The sequence below is a fragment of the Nocardia higoensis genome (genome assembly GCF_015477835.1).
Taxonomy (GTDB): Bacteria; Actinomycetota; Actinomycetes; order Mycobacteriales; family Mycobacteriaceae; genus Nocardia; species Nocardia higoensis_A.
This window is the reverse complement of sequence record NZ_JADLQN010000002.1, coordinates 21240-42724: the sequence shown is the minus strand read 5'-3', so window position 1 is coordinate 42724 and position 21485 is coordinate 21240. Positions and strand designations below refer to the sequence as shown.

Here is a 21485-nt window from a genome sequence, read left to right as displayed (position 1 = left end):
CTCCCCTCGTCAGCACGTCGCGGTTATCAGCGTGGCCTGACGTTCGGCCATCGCCGCGATCGTCAGTGACGGGGGGACGCCTGGGGCCACTGGATAGGTCGATCCATCCACGATGAACAATCCCGGATAGCCGAAGACTTCTCCGCGGTGGTCGACCACACCGTCGTCGGGAGTGCGGCCGATCGATGCTCCGCCGACCGGATGGACCGTGACCAGCCTTTGCCCGGCAGTCCCGAGCGGCCAGTTCGGCCTGAAACGCGACGGGCGGTAGGCTACGGCCATTCGCTCCAGCCGATCCGCGGTCCGCGCGTAGAACTCGGGGTCGAGGTGCTTGTATGGCTGGGCGTAGGGGTAGCCGTCCGCCGACTCCAATCGCGTACCGGCCTCACGGCCCGTCGAGAAGAGAAACACCGACTCCGACAACAGACGCCGTAGCGGTCCCGGTAAGGGCAATTGCGTGACGGGTGGGGCGGCTTCGCCGATGAATCCCTCGTCGGCTGCCCGATGAACTGTCTGAAACATGGTGTGCCGACCGTGATGCGCCGCGGACGACGCACCGGAGAGCATCGCCAGGTAGTCTCCGTTGCCCGAGAAGTTCATCCCCAACCCGGGCGGCAACCGCCGCATCGTACGGTACTTGTCGCGAGCGGCGAACAAGAGCCGCAGTGTGCCGATCGTGCCGGCGGACAGCACGAGCCTGGGCGTCCTGATCACATGATCGGTACCGGTGGTGTGATCGCGCCACAGGACCTGGTAGCCGGGTCCGTCTTCGCCGATACCGGTGACTTCGCACAGCGCACGGATATCCGCGCCGTTACGCTGCGCCGAGAACAGGTACGTGAGATCGAGCGTCGTCTTGGATCCGTACTCACAGCCGAGCGTGCACGCACCGCACGCGCGACACGTGGTCTGGGCTCTACCAACCGCATTGAGCCGCGTCTCCGGATGGTCCGGATCACCGAACTCCACGGCCAGTACCGGCGCCTCTCCACTGCCGCCGACCCGCGCCCTGGTGAGCGCGTCGTCGAATACCGCGCGAGACCGTACTCGGTGCGGAAGCGGCCGGGGCCGCTGCATCGCTTCGACCTTGCCGAAATACGCTGCCATCTCGGAGTCCGAGATCTCCGCCGGATAGTAGCGGTCGAAAAACCCTGCGGCAGGCCGTGATTGATATCCGGCATAGACGAGAGAGCCGCCGCCGACACCGCTTCCCACGACAGCCGCCACTCCGGGCCAGAGATGCACATCGAACAACCCGGCAGGCCGTGACCAGAGAATCCGATCTCCTCGCCTATCGGTCCGGGTCAACGCCCGAACGTAACCCAATACACCCGCGATACCTCGTGGAAGAGCTCTGGTCGTTCCGCTCTCGTACGCACTCGCCCGATCGCCCCACCACGGGCCACGTTCCAGTACCAGGACTCTCATACCGGCTTCTGCCATTCGCGCCGCCACCACGGCACCACCGAATCCCGAACCGACGACCACCGCATCGACCTCGGTCCGGTCTGCAGAGAAGAACATAGACATCACACGTCACTGCCTAGCTTGTGAACAGACTGTGGAGCACAGTCTTCGGTTTCGCAGGGTCACCCTGGCCGACACGGTCATGGGGACTTGCTGCCGATCGCTCCGTCTCGGCTCGGCCAGGATGGCCGCCGACTGTCACGCCGCTCCGATGCCAGTCCGATTTCTTGGTTGGTCGACCAATCTAAGCGCACTTGCGGCAGAACGCAATACCCCGCTACACATCGAAGAGCCACCTCCCAACGCCATGCCGCCCCAGTCACCCCACCGGTTTCCACACCGACACAAAGAGGTCCGGGACTGACAACTGAGCAGCTCGCAGGCCACACGACAGATGATCGCAGCCAGAATCCCGAGCAGCCGATCACGCCGAAGCGGCGGATCTCAATGCCCACCCCGAGAAGGTGGCCGAAACGGCCCGCCCGGGGTTGACCGCCGGCGAAGATCAGGCTTAGCCTTGGTCACATGACCAAGGATGGATGGGTTCACGACCGATCCGAACCACACCGTCGCGATATCGAAGAAAGTTGGGGATCAGCTATGACAAAGTCAGCCGGACATCCGGAGACATCGATCGGGAAGACCTACACTCTGCGTGGACTGTTCGGCTCTACTGTCCGCTTGCTGCCCCTGGCCCATCGCGCCGCGATGGTCTGGGGATTCCGCAGCATGGCGCCCGATTTTCGGGAAGAGATCATGTTGACCGTCGCCCGCGCGAATGGGTGCCGCTACTGCAGCTACATCCACCAGGAATGGGCGATCAGAACCGGTGTCTCCAATGAGGAGATCGCGCAACTGGAGGGAACCGACCTCGCCCGATTCGATCGCGCGAAATGGAGCGCCCTGGTGTACGCCAGGGCGCTGACAGAGGCGGACTTCGAGAAAGTCCCCGACGAGATCGCACAGGATGTGGCGAAGCACTACACCGATGGCCAGATCCGGAACATCAAGACAGTGGCCCTGGTCATGACCATCGTGAATCGGTCCGCGAACACCATGGACGCCCTGCTCGCACGACTACGCGGACGACCTCAATCGAGTTCTATACCCGCCGAGGTCGTCATCACCGCGACGTTGGTGGCGACCGCGCCCGTCATCGTCCCACTGCTGGTCCTCGTCCTACGAAAGTCGCCGATTCGGCTGTGGCGCGAATTCCGCGCCTTCAACGCAGGATTCGCACTCGGCAGTGCACGCGTCGCATGACGATCGGACCGCCCGGATCCGGCGCCGGCATCCGAGACCACAGAAAGAGATGAGCATGAACATCATCGACAGCGCGACCCGGATTCCGGGAGGCAAGCGGTCGGTCACGCAGTCCATGTCGGAGTGCGAACAACAATTCGATCGGCTTCCGGCTCCGCAACCGGATGGGGCACTGCTCGGCACCTATCGCGGGCGAGTCGTCGCCATCCCCGGGATCACCGGAAGTCCGACGCCACTACGACGCCTTGCCGACGTCACCATACCGCGAATGCGTTTCCCTTGGTACGGAAAAAGTTTCGACGGTTCTTCCGGGGCAAATGTCTGGTTGACCTCGACCGGCAGATTTCTGCGTTTCCGGTATGCCGTCCACTATTCGGACAGCGGAGTACGCCTCACCTACGACGTGCAGGAAAATCCAGCACTTCTTCGCGGGCTCGAAGCGGAGATTCGATCCCTGGCCCCCGGACGATATCTGTGCCGCGCGATACACAAGGGCCGGGTCCTGCTATACTTCACGCTGGAGTCGTAGAGCGAAAACGCCTCTGGGCTGGAGCTTTCCCGAACAGGGGCGTTTCTGAAGTTGGCCGAAGGATGCAGTCATCACCAGCAACAATCGCGGCTCGTCCGAGATACGCGCCAGAATACTCACCAGTGCCGCGCGGCGATTCCGCTCGCAGGGATACGTCGCGACAACGCTTCGAGAAGTGGCCGACGAAGCAGGGATGCTCCTGGGAAGTCTGCAATATCGTTACCCGCATAAAGAGGGCCTCCTCATCGCGGTCATGGAGCTGGCAGTCGAGCACACGACCCAGGCCATCCGTCGAGCCATTGTCGATAAGCAGGACGTCTCGGAACGCGTCCGCGCGGCCATGACCGCCTATCTGGAGACGTTGTGGAGCGGCGACGACGCCCTCTACGTGCTCCTGTACGACTGGAAGGCACTCAAAGGCGGCGACCGCGAGCGCGTCGCCCTGCTGCACGAACGGCTCTTCTCGCTGTTCGACGGCCTTTTCTACGAAGCAGCCGGCGCGGGTTACCTCGCGGCCGACGTCGATATCGCAACCCTGCGAGACCTCTGGCTCGGCGCGCTGAACTGGACAGCGGATCATCCCCCCCGGATGACGGCAGTCGAGATCAGCGAATTCATGTGGAAAGTACTTGTCGACGGGGCATCGGAAACAAGATTTCCAGAACGCCTGGATCCGTGAAACGGGGCGTCGGAATGCCACAGGATAGAGTATACGAGCTCTTCAACAAGAGGATCTACACCGTACCACAGTTGTGCGCCGATCTTCGTGAGGTGAATTGGATCGATGGCGCCAGAGTGTGGTTCAGGCGCCAGATGGATCGAAAAACACGTGAAGCCATAATGCTGGCGGTATCCCACGCCCACGACTGCCGCTATTGCACTTTTGTGCACAGGGAATGGGCTCTGTACACCGGCATCCCGCTGTCGGCGATATCGGAGATCGAGAGTCGGGAGAACGACCACCTCGATCAGCGCATCCAGGATACCTGCGGATCTCCGCACGATCCGATATGGCTCGCGACAACCTACGCCGAGGCTCTGGTCCGCGCCGAATTCGGATCGGTCGCGCCGTTTCTACAAGCCACCGTCACCGTCAGGTTCGACAGTCGCGACCGCACTCACATCGAGACAGTCGCTCGTATCATCACCATCCTGAACCGCAGCACCAACACGATCGACGCCTTGTCGGCCCGTCTGCACGGCCATCGCGTCGACGACAGCCGAGTTTCGGACGAGATCCTGGTAGCCGTATTCGCTTGGGCCATCGTCCTTCCCATGTTCGCCGCAGTCGCCCTGTTCAATCGCGAGTCTCCGCATCTCGTGCTGCAGCGCTTTCGGCAGGCCGGACTTCGGGGGCGAGCCCGGTAGCCGATGCGCACAGGACATGCTCATGGTTGAGCGCCCATACACGGGGTAGGTCCGGCGAAAACCTCGAAGAAGGAGCGTCATGGGCTTTCCCACACAACAGCAGCAGGTACCGGGTGTGCAGTCCCGGATGTCCCCGCCACCCGACTGTGGGGAGGAGACCTATCGCGGGTCGGGGAAACTGACCGGCAAGTCCGCGGTGATCACCGGCGCCGACAGCGGTATCGGCCGGGCCGTGGCCATCGCTTTCGCACGCGAGGGGGCCGACGTGCTGATCTCCTACCTCGACGAGGACGAGGACGCCGAGCAGGTCGCCGCACTGGTCGAGCAGGCGGGCCGGCGGGCCGTCCTGGTTCCGGGTGATCTCGCCGATCCCGCGCACTGCCGCGCCGTCGTGGATCGCGCGGTCCGGGAATTCGGGAAAATCGACATCCTGGTCAGCAACGCGGCCTACCAGATGACGCACGGGACGATCGAGGAGATCAGCGACGAGGAATTCGACTACACCTTCAAGGTGAATGTCGGCGCCTACTTCTCCCTGGTGAAGGCGGCGCTGCCGCACATGCCCGCGGGCGGATCCATCATCGGCAGCTCCTCGGTGAACTCCGACATGCCTTCGCCGACGCTGGCGCCCTACGCCGCCACCAAGGCGGCCATCGCGAACTTCTCGGCCAGCCTCGCGCAACTGCTCGGTGAGCGCGGAATCCGCGTCAACAGCGTCGCGCCCGGCCCGATCTGGACACCGCTCATCCCCGCCACCATGCCTCCGGAGAAGGTCCGCGCCTTCGGTGACGACGTGCCGCTCGGCCGGGCCGGTCAGCCCGCGGAACTGGCCCCGACCTACGTGCTGCTGGCCTCCGACGACGGCAGCTACATCTCCGGGGCACGTATCGCCGTCACCGGCGGGCGACCGATTCTCTGACCGTGGCACCTGCGCGATCGGCGGCGGGTGACGCCGTGACCACCGTATTCGCCGTTTCGCCCGCCTTTCGCCGGGTATAGCCGAACCAGTTTGCTTGATCAACTTCTTCGGCAGGGGGATCCCCGATGACCATCGCCGTCGCCTCGTCACCGACACTCCCGGCCGCGCGGGGCCCGCTCTCGGATGCCGTTATCGGTCTGCTCGGCCGCGCCCCCGGGTCGGCGCCGCCGCCGCTGGGAACGCCCGACCCCTTCGGCGACGACCTGCACCTGGCCCTGCACACCTGCTACGAGTTGCATTACCAGGGGTTCCCGGAGGTCGATCCGGGATGGGAATGGGATCCGGGCCTGCTCGGCCTGCGCGCGGAGATGGAGCGGGTATTCCTCGCCGCCCTGCGCGCGGCGGTTCCCGGCGGCGACGATCTGGACCATGAGCTGGAACAGTTGCTCGTCGTTCCCGACGAGCCCTCCGGGACCAGCGCGTTCCTGCTCGACGACGGCCGGTGGTGGCAGGTGCGCGAGTACTTCGTGCACCGCTCGATCTACCACCACAAGGAAGCCGACCCCTACGCCTGGGTTATCCCGCGATTGCGCGGTCAGGCCAAAGCCTCGCTGGTAGCCGTGGAATTCGACGAGTTCGGCGGCGGCCACGGCGACCGCGTGCACGCGCAGCTGTATGCCGATCTGCTGGCGGGGGCGGGGCTGGATCCGGGGTATCTGCACTACCTGGACGATGTCGGCGCGCCGATGCTGGCCCTGGTCAACATGATGTCGCTGTTCGGGCTGCACCGCGTGCATCGCGGTGCGCTGGTGGGACATTTCGCGACCGTCGAGATCACCTCGCCCCCCGGATCCCAGCGGATGGTCCAGGCCCTTCGCCGGTTCGAGGCCGACCCGGCGTGCGTGCGGTTCTTCGCCGAACACGTCGAAGCCGATGCCGTCCACGAGCAGGTCATGCGCACCGGCGTCATCGGTGATCTGCTCGCCAGGGAACCCGGCCTGCGCGCCGCGGTGACCTTCGGGATCCAGGTGACGAATCTTCTCGAGGATCGCTTCGCCGATCACGTCCTCGAGGCCTGGCGGGCCGGTCGCAGTTCGCTGCGTGAAGGAGCGATCGATGCATAACCCGCTGCGTCTGCCCCGGCGAGCTCTGGTGCGTCCCCCCGGGGTCTATCCGCCGCAGGCCGACACCTGGCTGCTGGCCCACGCGCTGGCCGAAGCGGGCATCCCGCGCGGCGCGCATGCTCTCGACGTCTTCACCGGCACCGGAGCCCTCGCGATCGCCGCCGCGCGCATCGGAGCCGCGAGGGTCACCGCCGTCGACATCTCCCGCCGCGCTGCCGCCGCGGCCTGGGTGAACCTGCACCTGCGTGGCGTCTTCGCCGAGGTGCACTGCGGGGATTTCGCCTCGGTCTTCGGCCGTCGCCCCTACGACTTGGTGGTCGCCAATCCGCCCTACGTCCCCGCCCCGCACGACACCCCGGTCGGCGCTGCCCGTGCCTGGGACGCGGGCACGGACGGTCGCGCGGTACTGGATCGGTTCTGCGCGCTCGTACCCTCCGCGCTCGCTCCGCGCGGCACCGCCCTCATCGTGCACTCCGCCCTGTCGGATCCCGAGCGGACCATCGACACACTGCGCGAACACGGTCTGAAGACCGCGGTGGTCGCCCGCGCGACGGTCCCGTTCGGACCGGTTCTGCGGGCGCGCGCGGCCTGGCTGTCGGCGACCCGTCGCATCGACCCCGCAACCGATACCGAGGACTTGGTGGTGATCCGCGGTGACCGCATCCGACGATGACCGCAAGCGAATGACCTTCACCGCCGACGGCCCCGCACTGGTCGAGGGGCCGCTCGACCTGGTCACCGCGGACGGGCGGACCATTCGTTGCGACCGATTCCTGGTGGCCGTCTGCCTGTGCCGCCGGTCGAAGATCTATCCGCTGTGCGACACCAGCCATCGGCGCCGCACACGCCACACCGGGTCGCCTACCGGCGCCGAGGCGAAACCTGCCCCTTGACCACCGTCACTGTCGTGGGCTCCCTTCATGCCTCGTACCCGCACTCGGTGGCGACTCTCAGCGAGTGCGCCTGCGGGTGGTCAGCAGCCCGGTCAGCCATCCGACCGCGAACACCAGCAACAGAATCAGCCACATCGGCGAACGCACCGTGATCAGCAGGAATTCGATCTCGACCTCGGTGCGGTTGGCGAAGATGAAGACGAACGCCAGCACGGTCAGCACGAGCGCCAGCCACTGGTTCAGCGACACCCGGGCGAGCAGCGAGGGCTTGTCCGACGGCTCCGGGACCGCGTGTGCGGCCTCGGACTTGCGTCCGGTCCAGCCACTCACGCGAGAGCCTTGGCCTTCAACACCTCGTATTCCTGCTCGCTGATCGCGCCGTCGGCCAGCAGCCGCTTGGCATCGGCGATCTGGGCGGCCGGGTTGGTGCCCGCCGTCTCCCGGATGTACGCCTGCTGTTCGGACTGCCATGTCTGCGCCTGCGCCATCGCCCGTTCCTGCATCCCTTTGCCGCGCACGATGATGTACACCAGAGAGGTGATCAGCGGAAGGATGATGAGGAACACGATCCACACCGCCTTCACCCAGCCGGAAGTCTCGCTGTCCCGGAACAGGTCGGCGATGATGTGGAACAGCAGCATCAGGTACGCGATGAACGCGAAACTCACCACGATCAGCCACAACACTTCCCAGAACGACATAGCGCACCTCGGTGATGTCGACGGAATGTCGCACGGCTGGCGACTGCGTTCACGGTATGACCGGGTGCGGCGGGCTGGGATCACCCGATCCGGGTGAAGCCGCACCCCGCGACCGCCTCCACCGACCACAGGCCCCCGGCGCCGAGACCGGCGGGCACAGGCGCGCACGGCGAGCAGCACGAGACCCGGACGTCCGGCCCGGATTGAACCACGCCGGTCCGGGTATCACCCGGCCCGTCGGCACGCCTCCACCGCGGGGTGCGCCGACCGCGACACCGAGAGCCGGAAGGACAGACGCATGGCCGGGGCCGATTCGCTCGCCGAAGAACTCGCCGACATCGCAGCGCGCGCAGACCTGACGATCGCCGTCGCCGAATCGCTGACCGCGGGCAATCTCGCCGCCGCACTCGGAGCGGCGCCGGACGCGGGCCAGTGGTTCCGCGGCGGCGTGGTGGCCTACTCGCGTTACGTCAAGCATCACGTCCTCGACGTGCCACTCGGGCCGGTCGTCTGCCGGACGGCGGCCGAGGCGATGGCGAACGGCGTCAGGAAGATGATGGACGCCACGGTCAGCGTCGCCGTCACCGGCGCGGGCGGTCCCGACCCGCAGGACGGCCACGAGCCGGGATCGGTGTGGTTCGCCGTCGCCACCGAAGGGTCGTGCGAAGCCTCGCACCGGACGTTCGACGGCGAGCCCGGGGAGGTTCTGGAACAGACCGTCGAACACGCGCTGCGCCTACTGCACACCGAGGCCGAGAAGCTCTCGGCGCGGCACAGCGGCTGAGCGCTCAGCCGACTCGGCCCAGCCCTCGACCTGCCTCAGCCCTCCTGCGCCGCCGAAGCATTGGTCACCGTCACCACCGCAGACGACTGCGACCTCATCACCGAACGCCCGCTCAGTCCGGCTCTATCCGGCTCAGTCCGGTTCAGTCTCAGCTCTATCCCCCTCAGTCCCGCTCAGTCCGGCGTATCACGTTCTTGCTCAACGGCGTCCAACTCCACCACGCCTGGCTCCACCGCGCCTGGGGCGCCGGAACCTTGCTCGACTGCGCCCTCCGCACTGCTTCGTTCGACGGATCCGCCCCGGCCGCCGGAACCGCCTCGCTCACCGGAACTCCGGCTCACCACGATGTCGGCCAAGCGCTGCAACGACTCCCGGTTGCGCGGTGCCAGCATCAGGTACTGCACCCGGCCCGGCAACACCCGGCCGGGCCCTTCGCTGGCGCATTCGGCCATCCGGATCTCGGTACCGCCGTCCCCGTCCGGCCGCAGATCCAGCCGCACCCGCGCCACCCCGAGCGGCCACGACCGCGCCCGCAATTCGAGCTGCCTCGGCTTCTCGACCCCCACCACCTCGGTGTAATCGTGCAGTGTCAAGGGCCAGGGCCCCACGCCGTGATGGATTCGCGCACCGACGGCCGGCCACGCCTTCTCGACATCGCGGATATGCGAGGCACCCACCACCCACAATCCGTACGACCAACCGTCCGAGAGCACCTCGAACACCTTCTCCGGCGGCACAGGCACCGTGACGGCGACCTCCCCGGGGTAGTCCTCCTCCCCGTTGCGCTTCCCCGAGCGATGAAGCAGATCTGCGAGCGTGCTGGATCGCATGACTCCGGCCTCCTCGATTCCAACCGCGCCACCTCGGCACGGGGCCGACCCGAACTACCCGCCCCACCCCGTCTCAAACGCGGGCGGCGAAACCGGCGCCGTCCCCCTCGGCCGGTCGTTACAGTGCCGCGGCGCCGAGCACCCTGCGGTTCTCCACGACGGCAGACCGGTCGTGCATATCAGGACGGTCATGTCGCATTCCCGCCGGTAACACGGTTGGTGCGTCCTTACGGTCGGTCGAGTGCGCATCGACACCACCCTCCGGACTCCCGCCACCGGTCGGCTCCGCGGGCCCGTCATCCTGTTCATGTCGGTCGCGGCCGCCCTCGGCACGTCGACCATCTACCCGCTGCAGCCCGCGATGGCCGATGTCGCCGACGCGCTGGGCGTGCAGATCACCGCCGTCGGGATCGCGCTCGCCTGCGGGCCCATCGGCTTCATGGTCGGCCTGGGTCTCCTTGTCCCGCTGGTCGACCGCTTCGCCCCCGGCCGCGTCCTCGCCGCGCAGTTCGGGGTGCTCGCGTGTGCGCTCGCGGCCTGCGCCACCGTCGGCACCGTCACCGTGCTGGGTCCGGTAGTCGGCCTGATCGGAGCATGTTCGGCGGTCGGCGCCGGTCTGAGCTCGGTCGCCGGGCGTTTGGCTCCCCCGCAGCGGCGGGCGACGGTCCTGGGGATGGTGACCGCGGGCATCTCGGTCGGCATCCTCGCAGGTCGGACCGCAGGTGGGTGGCTTGCCGACGAACTCGGCTGGCGCGCAATGCTGCTCGTGTTCGCTGCGGCCTGCGGCCTCGTCGCCGTCTGCTGCCTGATAGCGCTGCCCACAGCCCCCGGCAACGCCGAGCGCGGCTACTTTTCCACATTGCGTTCCCTCCCCGGCCTGTTCGTCCGCCACACGCCCCTGCGCGTCGCCGCTCTCCGCGGCTCCCTGTGGTACTTCGCGTTCTGCGCGGTGTGGGCGGGCCTCGCCGTGGCTCTGTCCGAGCCCCCGTACTCCTACTCGGCCGAACGGATCGGCCTGTACGCCCTCGCGGGCCTCTCCGGCATCCTGGCCACCCAGATCGCGGGCGCGCGGACCGACCGCGACGGCGCTCGCCGAGTGATCCTCACCGGCCTCGTCCTAGCCGGGCCCGCCGCGGCCGTCGCGGGTTTCGGTCTCTCGAACACGTTCGTGACGCTGGTCTGCCTGGCGATCTTCGACGCGGGACTGTTCGCCGCCCAGGTAGCCAACCAGAGCACCGTCCTGGCGATCGATCCCTCCGCACCCGCACGCTTCAACAGCGCCTACATGCTGGTCTACTTCCTCGGCGGCAGCCTCGGAACCGCGTTCGGCGCCGCGGCAGTCGAGTGGTTCGGCTGGCAGGCCACTGCCCTGATCACCGCGACAGCCATCGGCATCGCCGCACTGCTCACCGTCTACACACCCACGACGCCTGCCCCCAAAAACGGCGAAAGCCCTTCCCGTTTCCCCGGAAAGGGCCTCTGACCTGCTGAGCCGCCTGGGGGAATCGAACCCCCGACCTTTTCATTACGAGTCGAGTCCCTGACGTTCCGGCTGGCGTCCGGGTTGTCCGTGCTCCTACGTGAGGTGCTGGAACGCCTCCGTGGGAGTTTCGTCGTGTCCGGGGTCGTCGGGGTGAGTTGTGACAACGTGGTGACAACACCTGGCCCTGCTCGGTGGTGGGATGCGCATATCGGGGGCTGGCTTCCCGCCTGCCCCACAGGGCCTGCCCGTCACGCGCAGAGGCTCACAGGTCAAGAGTCGGCGGATGCCGATCACGTAGTGACGCCGATAGGCGCTCTTGAGGTGTGAGGGGCGCGGGATCACAATGCAGGCCGCCATCGAGCAGGGCCAGGCGACCGCAGGTCGCCCACACGAACGCGCACTCGACAAAGACTCGGCCATAAAGCCCTACAGAATCCTTGAGGACACCAACGAGCGGGAGTTCGTCACCAAGAAGTACCGCTATGCCAACACCCGGCTGAGGACACGCCCGGTTGTACGCCAGGGGCGACACGCCGCAAAATTCTTCTTACACAGGCGATCGCACGAAAGCCGCAGTTCAGGGCATCCGTCACGAAGAGGGCTCTGAGGTCATGCACAGCGTGGAACGGGTCATGCACAGGTTGTCCCCAACCCTGTAAACAGTCCTGTTTGGTGTCGGCGATTTTGATCGCTAGGTTTCCGGCGGATGCCAGGCCGGACAGTCACCGAGGTCAAGCAGAACGAGCGCTTTACACCCTTCGTTCCTGCGTCGGCCTGTGTGGTTAGGCTTCCAATCACCGCACATCAGCAGGGTTTTCACGCTGATGTCGGAATGAAGACGACCCCCGTCTCTAGCCAGACGGGGGCCGCGCAACCTTGCGCATCCCCGTGCCATAAAGAGAGGACGGAAGGCCTAATGAGCCTAACGGTCAAGCCCAACAATCCCAACGGGTACCCGGCCGATCCGCAAGACCCGGAACTGCATCCCTTGGCCGTTCTGACCCTGGCGTTGGGTCTCGGAGCGGCTGTCGGCTTCCTTGTCGGATGGCACGAAGGTGTCACCGTGTTTGGGGCGGTGATCAGCCTGTACAACCGCAATCGGTCGGGGGCGGCGGAGTAAGGCAGCGGCTTCGACTGGTCAGCTACAAGAGTGGCCAGTCGAAGCCCGTCGTTTGGGCGATAGCTCATCACGTAGACGGATGATCTACGGGTTCGACTGGCCGTAGCGGGGCCGCAACCACAGCCAGTCGACCAGGCAGAGTTCCGGCGGATGGGCGCTCAGGTGCGGGAGGCAGGTCCGGTAGGGCTGTCGTCGTGCCCAGCTCGGCTCGGTTGATGGAGAAGGCGGCCCGATAGGCATGGTCGGCGTTCTACCACGTCGCCAAAGCGGAGCCGACACGCCCAACGCGCCCCGGCCTGCCGGAGCCTGCGGAGGCCGGCCGGGCTGCGCGGTGCCGCGTGGCGGCACCGCTGGGCGGCGCGCCAGCGCCGCCCCTTGACTTCATATGGCGAGTTTCGGCAACTACTCGCGTAGGCGCCTGGGGCACAGGAAGAATCGATGTCATGCCCTTCGCGTTGACACCGCAGCGACGTTCGGAACTGGCCGCTCTGCTCGAGGACACGGAGCTGCTGCGGGCTCGGTTTCCGCGCGTGGCTGAGTACTTGGATACCGCTCCCATGCTCGCCGGCACCGGTGACCCGGAGGCGGATGCTGCGTTCGATCTGCGGTTCGTGCACTACATGGCCGGCGGTGACTCGGAGTCCGGCAATCCGTACTGGGACATCGTGGACCCCTCGGTCGGCAACGATGGCACTCGGCGAATAGTCAACGGAGGTGCTTCGCGCGGGAGCGCCCGACTGGCGTTCGTGCAGACGATCCTGCAGAGCACCTACGCCTACGCGATCCCGTCCCCAGAAACTCTGCGGTGGATCACAGACTTCGCCGCCGGCCGAACCATCCTCGAACTCGGTGCTGGCCGCGGCTATTGGGCGCATCAGCTCGCCAGGGCTGGAGCGGTGGTGCGTGCGTTCGACGTTGAGCCTCCCCACCGGGCTTCGAATGCGTCGTTCCCCGCCACGGCTGGCCAGGCCGACGTATGGCACGACGTCGAAGACCTGGACGCGTTCAATGCCGCCGTGACCGCCGACTCCGTGCTGTTCCTGTGCTGGCCTCCCGGCTGGGAGAACCCCATGGCATCGACGGCGGTGGAAATGTTCGGCAATGCCGGTGGCCGGCACCTGGTCTACGTCGGTGAACCACGGGGCGGTAAGACGGGCGATGAGTCGTTCTTCGACTCTCTGGATTCGGGCTGGTCACTGACAGCGACGGATCCGGAGTTCGTGTCGTGGTGGAATCTGAACGACACCGCCCAGATCTGGCAAAGGCACTCGTAGGACACAAAGAAGGCCGGCCCCACCGGAGTAGACAGGGCCGGCCTCGCGGAGCCGCGACTCAGGACGAAGGCGTGAGCGCCATCGTGAAGACGAACGAGTCGTAGCGGTCTCGCGGGTAGGAAACATCCGACAGCATCAGCAAGCGGTCATTGAGCAAGAACCGCTGACGAACCGTCTTGACCAGCTCGCCGGAGGCCACTTCGAGCCAGACCGCGTGGGCCGGGACGGGCGGCCGGTCAGCCAAGGTCTCTTCCAGAGACGTCGCGCTCTTGATGTCGACGCCCGGCAGATTGTAGGTGTCCGAGATCGAAACCGGGCGCCCCTTCTCTGACGCCATCGTGATCGTGTACTCGATCTCGTCCCCGTGTGCGATCCCGAATTCCGCGGCCAGGTGCTCATCGGCTCGGATGCGCTTCACTTCACGTTCGATCGACACGTCTTCATCCCCGGTCGCCGACTCGTTTGCGAAAGTGACTTCGGGGTCCTCCATCTGCCGTTCAGGCGACACACGAACCAGGGTCGGACGCGCAGCGACGAACGTGCCCCTTCGCTCGATCGTGTAGACGAGCCCTTGCCGTAACAGCAGGTCGATGACCTTGCGGATCACGATCTCGGAGACGTTGTGCCGCTTGGCCAGCTCGGCGTAACTGGGTAGCTGAGTCCTCGCCGGTAGAGCGCCGCTGCGGATGTCGCGGGCGATCTCACCGGCAATCACGACGTACGCGGGCTCACTCACGGCTGATCCTCCTGTTTCGTGGTCAGAGCTGGCTATACACAGTTGCGTATACGCAAATCTCTACCGTACCCCTCTCGCTTCGCGGACGAGTCAAGCCCCCTTCCGGGCTGTGTATACGCAAACCTCTTGTGCGTATACACAAGCTGTGTATACGCTGTTGTGTATGCACAGACGGTGCAGCAGTTCCAGCGACAAGGAGTACTGAGATGGCACTCAAGGACATGTGGATCCCGACCGACTTCCGCGCGGTCTTCCCGAAGGGCGTGCTGCTGCTCGGGGACATCGAGGCTCAGACCGAGTTCAGCGAGGACCGCAACGCGCCGAAGCGTCAGGCGGTCGACTTCGACCGTGAAGGCAACGGCTCGGGCAAGCGGCTGTGGAAGGCCACGATCATGGACCGGGCTGGCGGCAAGGCGAACCAGGCCGGTTTCGACATCACGTTCGTCGCTGACCAGATGCCGGTTCCTTCGGAGCCGGAGGTCGTGGAGGGCCTGCGTCCGATCGAGTTGGAAGGGCTGCTGCTCAAGCCGCGGGTGGTCGGTAACGGTCAGTTCAAGTCGATCGGCTTCTACATCCGCGCGACCGGGATCAAGGGCGACAACTCCGGCGCCAAGGGCGGCCAGACCTCGAACAAGGCGGCCTGATCATGTCGTTCATCAACACCATGATTGCCGGCCACGAGGGGATCTCGGCCGAGTATTCGCCCGGCTTCGAACACGAAGATCTCAGGGTTCCCGGCACGGTGCGCATATCCCTGGACGGGACGGCGCGCACCACCTCGATGAGCTTGAGCATCGAGGATGCCCGTTCGCTGCTGGCCCAGTTGCCGGGTGTGTTGGCCGAGCACGACGCGGCTGTGTCGTCGGATAAGGCGGCCTGATCATGGGTGCGGCGGGCCAGGCGGTGGGAATGCGTTACGCGCGTTGGTCCGCCGCAGCCATCATCGTCGGGGTGGGTGCGGCAGCGTTTCGGCTGTCGTACTCCACTCTCAAGGATCTCGCTGTCCTGGCACATATCCCGGCCCAGGACGCGTGGTTGTTCCCGCTGATCGTGGACGGCACGATCCTGCTGGCGACGTTCGGGGTGCTGGTGTGCCCCGGTCGGGAACGTCGCTTCTTCCTGGCGGTGCTGATCGTCGGTTCGGCGGTCTCGGTGGCGGGCAACAGCTTGCACGCGGTCGCCAACGGGCAACCGCTCCCGGCGTGGGCGTCGGCCATCGTCGCGGCGATCGCTCCGATCTCGCTGCTCGCCGATACGCATGGGTTGGCGGTGTTGTTCCGGGTCGCTCACCGTGCACCGGCTGCTGTCCCGGTGCCCGAACCTGTCGCCTCGGTTGAGTCGCCGCCAGAAGTGCCCGCCACGACGGCTGATCCCGTGCCCGAGGTGGCATCGCCGGAACCGGTGCCCGTACCTGATCCCGAACCGGTGACCGCGCCGATGCCGGTGGCTGCTCCGCGGCCAGTGGTGCCGGTCAAACCTGTCCGTTCTTCGCGACCGGTGCAGGACATGCTGCCGATCGCTCTGCCTGTAGGAGGCTGAGATGTCCACCCTGACAACCCTGTTCACCGCCGGATCGGCCGTCCTCGCCACCGGGGGCATGGCCTGGATGCGGTGGGCTGGGGACGACCGACCCCGAAAGGTCACCGCCGAAACTCTCGCTGATGCTGCTCCGGCTGGGTTGCGGACTGCGGTCTACATCCTGGCCGACCCGGCTCAAACGAACCTGATGTTCGCGGCTCTCGGCTTGGGTTCGCTCGAAGGCGGGTTCCCCTACGTCGAGCGCTACGACTTCACCGATCACGGCCTGGACGTGGAGCTGATGATGCTGGGCGGGCAATCCTTCGCCGACTGGTCGAAGGACGAAACCCTGGCCCAGTTCGCCACCTACTTCTCCGTCCCCGAGGTCACCGCCTCGTCCCCGGAACCGAGCTGGGTCCACCTGCACGTGCGGACCGTCGACACCCTGGCCGCTCTGGCGCCGGCACCGTTTGGTGGTGCGCATCGGGTCGATCTGGAGGCAGTGCCGGTCGGGGTCACCGAATCCCAAGACCTGTGGCGGCTGCGCGTCCTCTACGGGCACATCCTCCTCGCCGGTGCCACGGGCTCCGGGAAAGGCAGTGTGGTGTGGTCGATCCTGGGCGGGCTCGGTCCGGCGATCCGGGATGGCCTGGTGGATGTGTGGATGGCCGACCCGAAAGGCGGTGTCGAGTTCGGGCGCGGGGAAGACCGGTTGTTCGTCCGATTCGCCACCGACACCGCCACCATCCTCGCCCTGCTGCGCGAAGCCGTCGAGGTACTGCGGGAGCGGCTGGCGTTCATGCGCGCCAACGGGATCCGCAAGCACATCCCCACCCCGGACGAGCCGCTGGTGCTGATCATCATCGATGAGGCGGCCTCGCTGTCCTCGTACGCCGAGCGGGACGAGCAGCAGGACTTCCGACGGCTGACCGGCCTGCTGCTGTCGCAGGGTCGTGCGGCCGGGGTGTCGGTGATCGCGGCCTTGCAGGACCCGTCCAAGGAGACGATGCCGAACCGGCAACTGTTCCCCATCCGCATCGGCCTGCGTCTGGACGAACCGACGCAGGTGGCGATGGTCCACGGCCAAGGCGCCCGCGACCGGGGTGCCCGCTGCGACCGCATCAGCGAACACACCCCCGGCGTCGGCTACGTGGGTGAGGACGGCACCACCGACTTCGTTCGGGTGCGGGCGTTCTGGGTCTCCGACGCCGCCGCCGATCAGATCGTGGACACCTACTCCCCCGCTCCCGAGATCACCGGCCCGGTCGGCGATTACAGCGACTTCGACCCGGACGACCTCGGCGACGGCGACACCGGCACTTCGCCGGCCGCGGCCTGACCGCGCTCCGGCCTCTCCTCTCACCAACTCTTGGAAGGGCTCGCACTCATGAGCAACACCTATACAGATTCGAACGTGATCGACCTGGCTGCCCGGCGTCGCTGCCAGCTCGAAGCCCGCGGCCTGGACCCGATCGCGGTCGCGGTCCACGTCCTGGCCGAGACGGGCACCCCGATGGCGTGGCCGGTCAGCGATGGCTACGACGACGGCGACGGCGGGTGGGCGGCATGACCTCGCCGAAACCTGCTGCGGTGCAGTCAGATCCGGCTGAGCAAAGCCCGGAGAAGGCGGGCGGCCGCAAGAAGCGGGTCAACCTCTATGACCTGTCCCCGAACCAACTGGCCCTTTTCGAGCAGGAAGACACCGAGCAATGAGCACGACCACCACGACGACCACCACGACCGGGCGTGACCCGCTCGACGTGATCGGCCTGGCCCTGCTCAACGTCGGCGGCGCAATACTCATCGGTCTCACGGTCACGGCGTGGTGGGCGGTGCTGTTCCCGATGGTCTCGCTCCCGATCGTCCTGGCCGTTCTCGCCGGGTGCTGGTGCATCCGCTGGCCGGGGTCGGGGTGGTCGGTGGCTGGGTCGCGGGGATGGTGCTGTGGCGAGTGCGGAGCCCGCAGACCTTCGAGCGTTGGGTCACCGGCCGTGCCCGTGCCCGGTTCCTGGCCTTGTTCCGCTACCGGCGTCGCTGGGTGCGTCTGCTGACTGCCTGCGGTCTCGTCGTTGCTGACGGTGACCGGGTGCGGGTGCCGCGACTGCTCGATGTGTGGATCGGTGACAGTGATGACCTGGTGCATGTGCGGATGGTGGCCGGCCACCGCCCTGACGACTACAGCGATCGCGCCGAGCAGCTCGCCCACGCGTTTGGTGCTCGTGAGTGCCGGGTCAAGGTGCTCGGACCTGGCGTGGTCGAACTGAACTTCCACTACCACGATGCCCTCGCCGAACCGGTGAACCTGCCCCAGGTCATCGACGGCGGTGACTGGATGAAGGGGGCCGCATGAGCGACAGCACTGCCGTCCTGGCGGTGAACGGCGATCCGTCCCAGTCCCCGAACGCTCGGGTGACTGCGGCGGCTCACCGCGCACTCCCGAACCTCCGCGAAATCGCCGAATCCGCCGCCGAGAAAGAAGGCGTCTGCTCCCGCGTCCTCCCGATGCGGGCGGTCGACCCCACCACCGGCAAAATCTCCTACATCGGCGTCCCGTGCAAATCCACCGTGGAAGCGGTGTGCCCGCCGTGTGCGAAGGCCGCTCGTTGGCTGCGGATGACCCAATGCCGCGAGGGCTGGTGCCTGGCCACCGAACCCCAGCGGGAGAAGCCGACGATCACCGACGAGCAGAAGGATGTTCTCGATGCTCGGGCGCGGATGTTCACCGAGTACCACGAAGCCCGCCGCCTCGGCGACAACGAAGCCGCCGACGCCATCCGCGACCTGGTGGCCGAACTCGACCAGGAGCTAAAGGAACTCGGGGTCCGTGGCCCGTTCCCACCGCTGGACCGCAAACCCGCCCGCAAAGCCAAATCCACCCGCCGCCGCGACGACGTGCCCGACCTGCCGCGCCGCAAGGTCGCCAAAACCACGGTCGGGCGTGAGTACGCGGGCAAGTACCGGCCCTCGACCTTTGTCACCCTCACGCTGCCGTCGTATGGGCAGATCAACCAGGTGTCCGGCCCGGACGGCAAGCTCGTCACCGACGGGTCACCCCGCGACCCCGGTACCTACGACTACACCCAGGCCGCGCGTGACATCGTGCACTTCGCGAAGCTGTTCGACCGGTGGGTGCAAAACCTGCGCCGCGCGGTCGGCTGGAACGTCCAATACTTCGCCACCGTCGAACCCCAGAAGCGCGGCGCACCGCACCTGCATATCGCCATCCGGGGCACGATCCCGAACGCGATCTTCACCGCCGTCACGAACGCGACCTACCGCAACATCTGGTGGCCCCAACACAACCGCGAGCTCTACACCGGCGATCACATGCCGGTCTGGGACTACCGAGCCAACACCTTCGTAGACCCCGACACCCGGACCCCGCTGGCGGGGTGGGACGACATGTTGGCCGCGATGGACACCGTGGACGAGTTGGAGCCGTCGCACACGATCCGGTTCGGCGCCCAGTCCAAGCCGATTCAGATCCTCGGCGGCTCGGGCGAGGAAGACCGCAAGGTCAAGTACCTGACCAAGTACCTCACCAAGTCGATCGCCGAACTCCTCGAACCAGACAGCCCCCGCGTGGCCGCCCACTACGACCGGCTGTACGACGAACTTCAGCGCACCCCCTGCTCGCCCACCTGCGGTGTGTGGCTGCGCTACGGCATCGTCCCGAAGGGCGCCAAGGACAAGATGATCCCTGGTCGATGCAAGGGCAAAGCCCACCGCCGTGACACCCTCGGGCTTCCCGGGCAAAGGGTGTTGAACTCGAACCTGTGGACCGGCAAGACCGTCGCCGACCACAAAGCCGAACGTGCCGAGTTCGTGCGGCAGACCCTGGCAGCGGTCGGGATCATCCGCCCCGATAGCCGCGCCAATCTGCGCATCACCCTGGTTCGCCCTGGTGACAAGGAAGCCCCACCGCGTGAGCATCTGATCATTGCGGCGGTGTCCGAGCGGCTGCGACAACGCGCCGAGTACACCCATGCCCGCCTCGCCACCGGTGGCGCTCCGCCCGGCCCGCCGATGCCTCCGATCGTTCAGCAATCCGCCGCCTAGAAGGGACAGTCACCGTGTCGAAACTGTTGACCGAGCAGGAAGTCCGCAAGCTGATCCCGATCGGGCACAGCAAGTACTACGAGTTGATCGGCTCCGGGCAGCTGCGGTCGGTGAAGATCGGCCGGCGCCGCTTCGTCACCGAACAAGCCGTCGCCGACTACATCACCGGACTCGATGAGGCCGCGGCGTGAGCAGACGGCAACTGCCGCCACAGATCACGAAGATCACCCTTCGAGACGGGTCGGTCCGCTATCAGGTGATTACCGAGGCGGGGACGGACCCCGAGACGGGCAAACGGCGGCAGACTCGCAGGCGGTATCGCACGGAGAAGGAAGCCCGTGATGCGCTGGCGGATACGTCGATGGCTGTTCGCCGAGGCACCTACGTTCCAAGCTCGGCCTTGACTGTGGATCAGGTGTGCTCGGACTGGTTGGCAGGTAAGCGGGTTCGCGGGACGACGGCGACGAACTACGCGAACGCGCTGCAGCCTGTGCGTGATCGGTACGGCCCCGAGGCGGTGCAGAAGCTGTCGAAGCGGCACCTGGACGACTTGGTGACCGATCTTCTCACCGGGACCGCCAAGAAGGCCGATGGTCGGTGTCGGCGGCCGTGGAAGCCGGAGACGGTGAACGCGACCCTGGACCGTTTCGAGGCGGTGTTGGATTCGCTGATGGCGGAAGGCAAGTTGGTCCGCAACGTCGCTGCGCTGGTCGACCGAGTGCCGGCCAAACCCAAACGACGCCACGACACCTACTCCGAGTCCGAGGTGCGCAAGATCCTGGCGGTCGCGGCCGAGGATCGCAACGGTCACGCCTGGCACTTGGCGTTGTCCGGGCTGCGCCGCGGTGAGATAGGCGGGTTGCGGTGGTCGGATGTCGATCTGGACGGCGGGCGGCTGACCATTGCCAACAACCGGGTGTCGGTGAACGGAAAGGCTGTGGAGTACGAGCCGAAGTCGGAGGACTCTGGCCGGACATTGCCGCTGACTCGGACGCTCGAGGCGGAGCTCCGGGCGGCTCGCAAGCGGCAGGCGGCTGAGAGATTGGCGCTCGGTGAGGCGTACGGGCCTGGAACGCACGTGGTGGTCGATGAGGCTGGCCACCCGTATCACCCGGACACCTTGACGGGCTATTGGGAGAAGATCACCAGGGCCGCCGAGGTGCGGCGCCTTCGTCTGCATGATGCTCGCCACACCTGCGGGACCCTGATGCACCTTCAGGGGGTGCCGATCGCGGTGATCTCGGAGTGGTTGGGCCACGCTGACAGCGCGTTCACGATGCGCACCTACGTCCATTCTCAGGACGGCGCTCTGGTCTCAGCGGCCGGTACTTTGGAGGCCCTTGTGACAAACCGTGACAAGGGCGGTGCGGCCCCGACTCGCCGGAAGCGTCGGAAGGTACGGAAATCAGCTGGTTGA

Annotated in this window: 26 protein-coding genes and 1 pseudogene; 21 read left to right on the top strand and 6 right to left on the bottom strand. The window is 66.4% G+C overall.

The annotated features are described in order from the left end of the window. Positions 1-9: 9 nt before the first annotated feature. On the bottom strand, positions 10-1215 hold the full coding sequence (locus tag IU449_RS14280) for a GMC oxidoreductase (RefSeq protein WP_324188249.1): 1206 nt from the start codon (positions 1213-1215) through the stop codon (positions 10-12). A gap of 141 nt (positions 1216-1356) precedes the next feature. Then, a pseudogene (locus IU449_RS29855) lies at positions 1357-1524 on the bottom strand (FAD-dependent oxidoreductase); the annotation flags it as partial. Positions 1525-1992: 468 nt separating this feature from the next. Here IU449_RS29855 and IU449_RS14275 point away from each other — a divergent pair. The 8 genes from IU449_RS14275 (at position 1993) to IU449_RS14240 (ending at position 7563) form a co-directional block, all read left to right on the top strand. After that, positions 1993-2730: a carboxymuconolactone decarboxylase family protein gene (locus IU449_RS14275; protein ID WP_195002616.1), complete on the top strand. Its 738-nt coding sequence runs from the start codon at positions 1993-1995 to the stop codon at positions 2728-2730. Between the two features lie 55 nt (positions 2731-2785). Continuing rightward, positions 2786-3259 carry a hypothetical protein gene (locus tag IU449_RS14270; protein WP_195002615.1) on the top strand — a complete coding sequence of 158 codons (474 nt, stop codon included), beginning with the start codon at positions 2786-2788 and terminating at the stop codon, positions 3257-3259. 70 nt (positions 3260-3329) lie between these two features. After that, positions 3330-3938: a TetR/AcrR family transcriptional regulator gene (locus IU449_RS14265; RefSeq protein ID WP_324188301.1), complete on the top strand. Its 609-nt coding sequence runs from the start codon at positions 3330-3332 to the stop codon at positions 3936-3938. A gap of 92 nt (positions 3939-4030) precedes the next feature. Then, positions 4031-4627, top strand: a complete 597-nt coding sequence (locus tag IU449_RS14260; protein ID WP_195002613.1) for a carboxymuconolactone decarboxylase family protein — start codon at positions 4031-4033, stop codon at positions 4625-4627. Between the two features lie 79 nt (positions 4628-4706). Then, positions 4707-5546 (top strand): glucose 1-dehydrogenase, encoded by an 840-nt coding sequence (locus tag IU449_RS14255; RefSeq protein WP_195002612.1) that lies wholly within the window; start codon positions 4707-4709, stop codon positions 5544-5546. Positions 5547-5671: 125 nt separating this feature from the next. Further along, complete coding sequence (locus IU449_RS14250) at positions 5672-6670, top strand: iron-containing redox enzyme family protein (protein ID WP_195002611.1); 999 nt, start codon at positions 5672-5674, stop codon at positions 6668-6670. After that, complete coding sequence (locus tag IU449_RS14245; RefSeq protein WP_195002610.1) at positions 6663-7343, top strand: HemK2/MTQ2 family protein methyltransferase; 681 nt, start codon at positions 6663-6665, stop codon at positions 7341-7343. Before IU449_RS14250 ends, IU449_RS14245 begins: the two co-directional genes overlap by 8 nt. After that, a complete protein-coding gene (locus tag IU449_RS14240) occupies positions 7324-7563 on the top strand; it encodes a CDGSH iron-sulfur domain-containing protein (RefSeq protein WP_416382166.1) in 240 nt (79 codons plus the stop codon). The genes IU449_RS14245 and IU449_RS14240 overlap by 20 nt, the downstream gene beginning before the upstream one ends. A 57-nt stretch (positions 7564-7620) precedes the next feature. Here IU449_RS14240 and IU449_RS14235 read toward each other — a convergent pair whose 3' ends face one another. Then, a complete protein-coding gene (locus tag IU449_RS14235; RefSeq protein ID WP_324188248.1) occupies positions 7621-7893 on the bottom strand; it encodes a hypothetical protein in 273 nt (90 codons plus the stop codon). Continuing rightward, on the bottom strand, positions 7890-8264 hold the full coding sequence (locus tag IU449_RS14230; RefSeq protein WP_195002609.1) for an SHOCT domain-containing protein: 375 nt from the start codon (positions 8262-8264) through the stop codon (positions 7890-7892). The genes IU449_RS14235 and IU449_RS14230 overlap by 4 nt, the downstream gene beginning before the upstream one ends. A gap of 298 nt (positions 8265-8562) precedes the next feature. On the opposite strand from IU449_RS14230, the gene IU449_RS14225 reads away from it, so the two are divergent. Then, a complete protein-coding gene (locus IU449_RS14225; protein ID WP_195002608.1) occupies positions 8563-9048 on the top strand; it encodes a CinA family protein in 486 nt (161 codons plus the stop codon). 173 nt (positions 9049-9221) lie between these two features. Here the strand turns inward: IU449_RS14225 and IU449_RS14220 are convergent, their stop codons facing one another. Further along, entirely contained in the window at positions 9222-9878 is a 657-nt protein-coding gene (locus IU449_RS14220) for an SRPBCC family protein (RefSeq protein WP_195002607.1), read from the bottom strand. 241 nt (positions 9879-10119) lie between these two features. Here IU449_RS14220 and IU449_RS14215 point away from each other — a divergent pair, with 241 nt between their 5' ends. Both IU449_RS14215 and IU449_RS14210 read left to right on the top strand, forming a co-directional pair. Further along, a complete protein-coding gene (locus tag IU449_RS14215; protein WP_324188247.1) occupies positions 10120-11361 on the top strand; it encodes an MFS transporter in 1242 nt (413 codons plus the stop codon). Positions 11362-12924: 1563 nt separating this feature from the next. After that, positions 12925-13755 carry a class I SAM-dependent methyltransferase gene (locus IU449_RS14210; RefSeq protein WP_195002606.1) on the top strand — a complete coding sequence of 277 codons (831 nt, stop codon included), beginning with the start codon at positions 12925-12927 and terminating at the stop codon, positions 13753-13755. 58 nt (positions 13756-13813) lie between these two features. On the opposite strand, the gene IU449_RS14205 is transcribed toward IU449_RS14210, so the two are convergent. Continuing rightward, a complete protein-coding gene (locus IU449_RS14205; RefSeq protein ID WP_195002605.1) occupies positions 13814-14491 on the bottom strand; it encodes a GntR family transcriptional regulator in 678 nt (225 codons plus the stop codon). Between the two features lie 206 nt (positions 14492-14697). Here IU449_RS14205 and IU449_RS14200 point away from each other — a divergent pair, with 206 nt between their 5' ends. The 10 genes from IU449_RS14200 to IU449_RS14155 all read left to right on the top strand — a co-directional run bounded on the left by IU449_RS14200 (position 14698) and on the right by IU449_RS14155 (position 21485). Then, positions 14698-15135, top strand: coding sequence for a hypothetical protein (locus IU449_RS14200; RefSeq protein WP_195002604.1), 438 nt, complete (start codon positions 14698-14700; stop codon positions 15133-15135). A gap of 2 nt (positions 15136-15137) precedes the next feature. Then, on the top strand, positions 15138-15371 hold the full coding sequence (locus IU449_RS14195; RefSeq protein WP_195002603.1) for a hypothetical protein: 234 nt from the start codon (positions 15138-15140) through the stop codon (positions 15369-15371). 29 nt (positions 15372-15400) lie between these two features. Further along, entirely contained in the window at positions 15401-16030 is a 630-nt protein-coding gene (locus tag IU449_RS14190) for a DUF2637 domain-containing protein (RefSeq protein ID WP_195002602.1), read from the top strand. Between the two features lies 1 nt (position 16031). Next, positions 16032-17348 (top strand): FtsK/SpoIIIE domain-containing protein, encoded by a 1317-nt coding sequence (locus IU449_RS14185; protein WP_195002601.1) that lies wholly within the window; start codon positions 16032-16034, stop codon positions 17346-17348. Between the two features lie 48 nt (positions 17349-17396). Then, complete coding sequence (locus IU449_RS14180; RefSeq protein ID WP_195002600.1) at positions 17397-17579, top strand: hypothetical protein; 183 nt, start codon at positions 17397-17399, stop codon at positions 17577-17579. Further along, the gene (locus IU449_RS14175) at positions 17576-17722 is read left to right on the top strand and encodes a hypothetical protein (RefSeq protein WP_195002599.1); all 147 of its coding nucleotides are present in this window, start codon (positions 17576-17578) and stop codon (positions 17720-17722) included. The genes IU449_RS14180 and IU449_RS14175 overlap by 4 nt, the downstream gene beginning before the upstream one ends. A gap of 109 nt (positions 17723-17831) precedes the next feature. Next, the gene (locus IU449_RS14170) at positions 17832-18359 is read left to right on the top strand and encodes a hypothetical protein (protein WP_195002598.1); all 528 of its coding nucleotides are present in this window, start codon (positions 17832-17834) and stop codon (positions 18357-18359) included. Further along, positions 18356-20068, top strand: a complete 1713-nt coding sequence (locus IU449_RS14165) for a helitron helicase-like domain-containing protein (protein WP_228804701.1) — start codon at positions 18356-18358, stop codon at positions 20066-20068. Before IU449_RS14170 ends, IU449_RS14165 begins: the two co-directional genes overlap by 4 nt. Before the next feature lie 14 nt (positions 20069-20082). After that, the gene (locus tag IU449_RS14160; RefSeq protein WP_195002597.1) at positions 20083-20259 is read left to right on the top strand and encodes a helix-turn-helix domain-containing protein; all 177 of its coding nucleotides are present in this window, start codon (positions 20083-20085) and stop codon (positions 20257-20259) included. After that, a complete protein-coding gene (locus IU449_RS14155) occupies positions 20256-21485 on the top strand; it encodes a site-specific integrase (protein WP_195002596.1) in 1230 nt (409 codons plus the stop codon). The genes IU449_RS14160 and IU449_RS14155 overlap by 4 nt, the downstream gene beginning before the upstream one ends.

What these genes read in the sequence shown, in the direction of transcription:
- IU449_RS14250 (WP_195002611.1), top strand. Translation starts at nt 5,672, where the DNA reads ATGACCATCGCCGTCGCCTCGTCACCGACACTCCCGGCCGCGCGGGGC.
- IU449_RS14165 (WP_228804701.1), top strand. Translation starts at nt 18,356, where the DNA reads ATGAGCGACAGCACTGCCGTCCTGGCGGTGAACGGCGATCCGTCCCAG.
- IU449_RS14220 (WP_195002607.1), bottom strand. Translation starts at nt 9,878, where the DNA reads ATGCGATCCAGCACGCTCGCAGATCTGCTTCATCGCTCGGGGAAGCGC.
- IU449_RS14270 (WP_195002615.1), top strand. Translation starts at nt 2,786, where the DNA reads ATGAACATCATCGACAGCGCGACCCGGATTCCGGGAGGCAAGCGGTCG.
- IU449_RS14255 (WP_195002612.1), top strand. Translation starts at nt 4,707, where the DNA reads ATGGGCTTTCCCACACAACAGCAGCAGGTACCGGGTGTGCAGTCCCGG.
- IU449_RS14200 (WP_195002604.1), top strand. Translation starts at nt 14,698, where the DNA reads ATGGCACTCAAGGACATGTGGATCCCGACCGACTTCCGCGCGGTCTTC.
- IU449_RS14275 (WP_195002616.1), top strand. Translation starts at nt 1,993, where the DNA reads ATGACCAAGGATGGATGGGTTCACGACCGATCCGAACCACACCGTCGC.
- IU449_RS14190 (WP_195002602.1), top strand. Translation starts at nt 15,401, where the DNA reads ATGCGTTACGCGCGTTGGTCCGCCGCAGCCATCATCGTCGGGGTGGGT.
- IU449_RS14185 (WP_195002601.1), top strand. Translation starts at nt 16,032, where the DNA reads ATGTCCACCCTGACAACCCTGTTCACCGCCGGATCGGCCGTCCTCGCC.
- IU449_RS14175 (WP_195002599.1), top strand. Translation starts at nt 17,576, where the DNA reads ATGACCTCGCCGAAACCTGCTGCGGTGCAGTCAGATCCGGCTGAGCAA.
- IU449_RS14230 (WP_195002609.1), bottom strand. Translation starts at nt 8,264, where the DNA reads ATGTCGTTCTGGGAAGTGTTGTGGCTGATCGTGGTGAGTTTCGCGTTC.
- IU449_RS14195 (WP_195002603.1), top strand. Translation starts at nt 15,138, where the DNA reads ATGTCGTTCATCAACACCATGATTGCCGGCCACGAGGGGATCTCGGCC.
- IU449_RS14225 (WP_195002608.1), top strand. Translation starts at nt 8,563, where the DNA reads ATGGCCGGGGCCGATTCGCTCGCCGAAGAACTCGCCGACATCGCAGCG.
- IU449_RS14245 (WP_195002610.1), top strand. Translation starts at nt 6,663, where the DNA reads ATGCATAACCCGCTGCGTCTGCCCCGGCGAGCTCTGGTGCGTCCCCCC.
- IU449_RS14210 (WP_195002606.1), top strand. Translation starts at nt 12,925, where the DNA reads ATGCCCTTCGCGTTGACACCGCAGCGACGTTCGGAACTGGCCGCTCTG.
- IU449_RS14180 (WP_195002600.1), top strand. Translation starts at nt 17,397, where the DNA reads ATGAGCAACACCTATACAGATTCGAACGTGATCGACCTGGCTGCCCGG.